At 70.3% G+C, this 2,111-nt stretch carries 3 protein-coding genes; 1 reads left to right on the top strand and 2 read right to left on the bottom strand.

What is annotated here, in order from left to right:
• Together H0W40_RS19960 and H0W40_RS19955 are read right to left on the bottom strand one after the other, a co-directional pair.
• The coding region (locus tag H0W40_RS19960) for a hypothetical protein (protein WP_292449677.1) at positions 1 to 725 on the bottom strand (725 nt) is incomplete at its 3' end.
• Positions 722 to 1,456 carry a response regulator transcription factor gene (locus H0W40_RS19955; protein ID WP_292449675.1) on the bottom strand — a complete coding sequence of 245 codons (735 nt, stop codon included), beginning with the start codon at positions 1,454 to 1,456 and terminating at the stop codon, positions 722 to 724. The genes H0W40_RS19955 and H0W40_RS19960, both read right to left, overlap by 4 nt.
• Positions 1,457 to 1,705: 249 nt before the next feature.
• On the opposite strand from H0W40_RS19955, the gene H0W40_RS19950 reads away from it, so the two are divergent.
• Positions 1,706 to 2,111, top strand: a 406-nt coding sequence (locus H0W40_RS19950) for a rhodanese-like domain-containing protein (RefSeq protein ID WP_292449673.1), incomplete at its 3' end; no start/stop codon positions are given.

Here is a 2,111-nt window from a genome sequence, read left to right as displayed (position 1 = left end):
CCGAGTTGCACGCCCGACATGCGCCAGGCCCACAGCAGGCTGGCCGCACCGAAGCAGGCATACACGAAGCGCTGCGCGCGCCAGGCCAGCAGCAGCGCCAGCGCGCCCATCACGGTGGCCGCCGCGCTCACCACCCAGGCGCCGCGCACCTGGTGGCTGTCCAGCGCCCGGTGCAGCGGCTCGAGTTCTGCCAGCGGCCCGACCCACACGGTCGACAGGCCCGCGCCGCGCGGCAACATGCCACTCACCTCGATCTCGACCTCGTTGTCGGCCGGCCGCAGCAGCGCCTGTGGCAGCGGCAGGAGCAGCGGCTCCGCCATGGTTTCCGGCAGGGCCTGGGGATCGGCCGGCGAAGGCGCGCCGAAGGAAAGCAGCGCGCGGCCGTTGAGGCGCACACGAAACACCGTGCCGGGGTGCGGCACGAACAGCGCCGACTGTTGGGCCCGCAGTGCGGCGTCGGGCAGCGCCAGCCGGTAGCGCACGACAGCGACCGGCTCGCGCGCGGTGTCTTCCCAGGGATCGGGCAGCGCGACCACGCGTTCGCGGCCCCCCTCCAGCCGCGCGGCGGCGCGCAGCTCCTGGGCGCTGCCGTCACCGGCGTTCGGCGCGCCGTCGCAGCCGCCGAGCCCCAGCAGTGAAGCGGCGAGCGCAGAGAGCAGCGCGCGCAACGCCACAGCACGGCGCGCCCGGCCCGGGCCCGAGCCGGGCGCGCAGTGAGCGGTCACGCCCAGCTCGGGCGCGTGTTCGCCTTCCCCGCAACGCGGCTGCGCTGGCCGAGCTGCAGCTTGCGGTACACGTCGCGCACGTGGGTGGCCACCGCGCGGGGGGTGGTCAGCAGCCGCTCGGCGATTTCTTCGCTGACATAGCCCTGCGCCACCAGCCTCAGCACCTGGTGTTCGCGCGCGCTCACCTCGTGCTCGGAGCGGCTGGGCGCTTCCAGATCCATCGTCGCAGTGGCGCTGGCACCCGGCACCGTGTCCTGCGAAAAGCCCGAGTCGCGAAAGCTCGAGTCGGAGTAGCCGTCGTCGCGAAAGCGCTTGAGCAGGTGGCGGGCGATGGCGGGCGAAATCGGTGACTCGCCGCGTGCCGCCTGCTCGACGGCGCGCACCAGCTCGTCGGAGGTGCAGCCTTTGAGAAAGTAGCCATCGGCGCCGGCTTCGATGGCGTGGATCACGCGGGCCTCGTCGCCGAAGACCGAGAACACCAGGATGTGCGGGTGCCACACCCCCTCCGATGCCGGGGCATGGCTCAGTTCGCCGATCAGTTCGGTGCCGTCGCCATCGGGCAGGCCCAGGTCGGAGAGCAGCACATCGGGGCGGCACTGCGGCAACTCGTTGCGCGCGTCGGCCAGGCGGCTGGCATGGCCGACGCAGCGCATGCCGGGCGCGTCGTTGAGGGCATCCCGCACATGCTGCGAGACCAGCGGGTCATCTTCGACCAGATAGACGTTGAGCATGAAACTCCTCGGGCGGATACGGTACTGCAGCAATGCGGATTGTCGCGCTGCCCCCCGCCGCGGCTATCCCGCGACCCCGGGGGCCGCGCCATGCCAGGACAGTACGGGAGCGCTCGAAGCGAGCGACCATGTCACTCCGCCCAGATGCTGCGCCATCCATCCGCTTCGAGCGCGGGCTTTCGATTCGGCAGGAACCGAAAGGCCCAGAATTCACGGCCTGTGCCCCATCCGTCAAAAGACTCCGACCCCATGCCCCAGCTCCCCCGAACGGTCGAAACCGCTGACGAACCCGATCTACAGGTGCTGCCGTTCTCGTCGTACGCGATGATCATCGACGCGAGGACCGAGACGGAATTCCAGGAGGACCACGTGCCCGGCGCCGTCAACCTGCCGGTCGTCGATCAGCCAGAGTTCGCCGAAGTGGGCACGCTGCACAAGAGCGACACGCATGCGGCCTACATGATCGGCGTGGCGTATGCCATGCGGCGCATGGCCGATCACGTCGAGCGCGTGATCAAGGACGTGTCGCCCGACGAGCGCATCCTCGTGTACTGCTTTCGCGGCGGCAAGCGCTCCAAGCTGTGGGCCGACAACCTGCGCACCATCGGCTTTCGGGTCGACACGATCAAGGGCGGCTGGAAGAACTACCGCCGCT

The organism is Methylibium sp. (genome assembly GCF_013817345.1).
Lineage (GTDB): Bacteria > Pseudomonadota > Gammaproteobacteria > Burkholderiales > Burkholderiaceae_C > Methylibium.
Note: the sequence above shows the minus strand (reverse complement) of the source record. Positions and strands in the feature narration are given on the sequence as shown.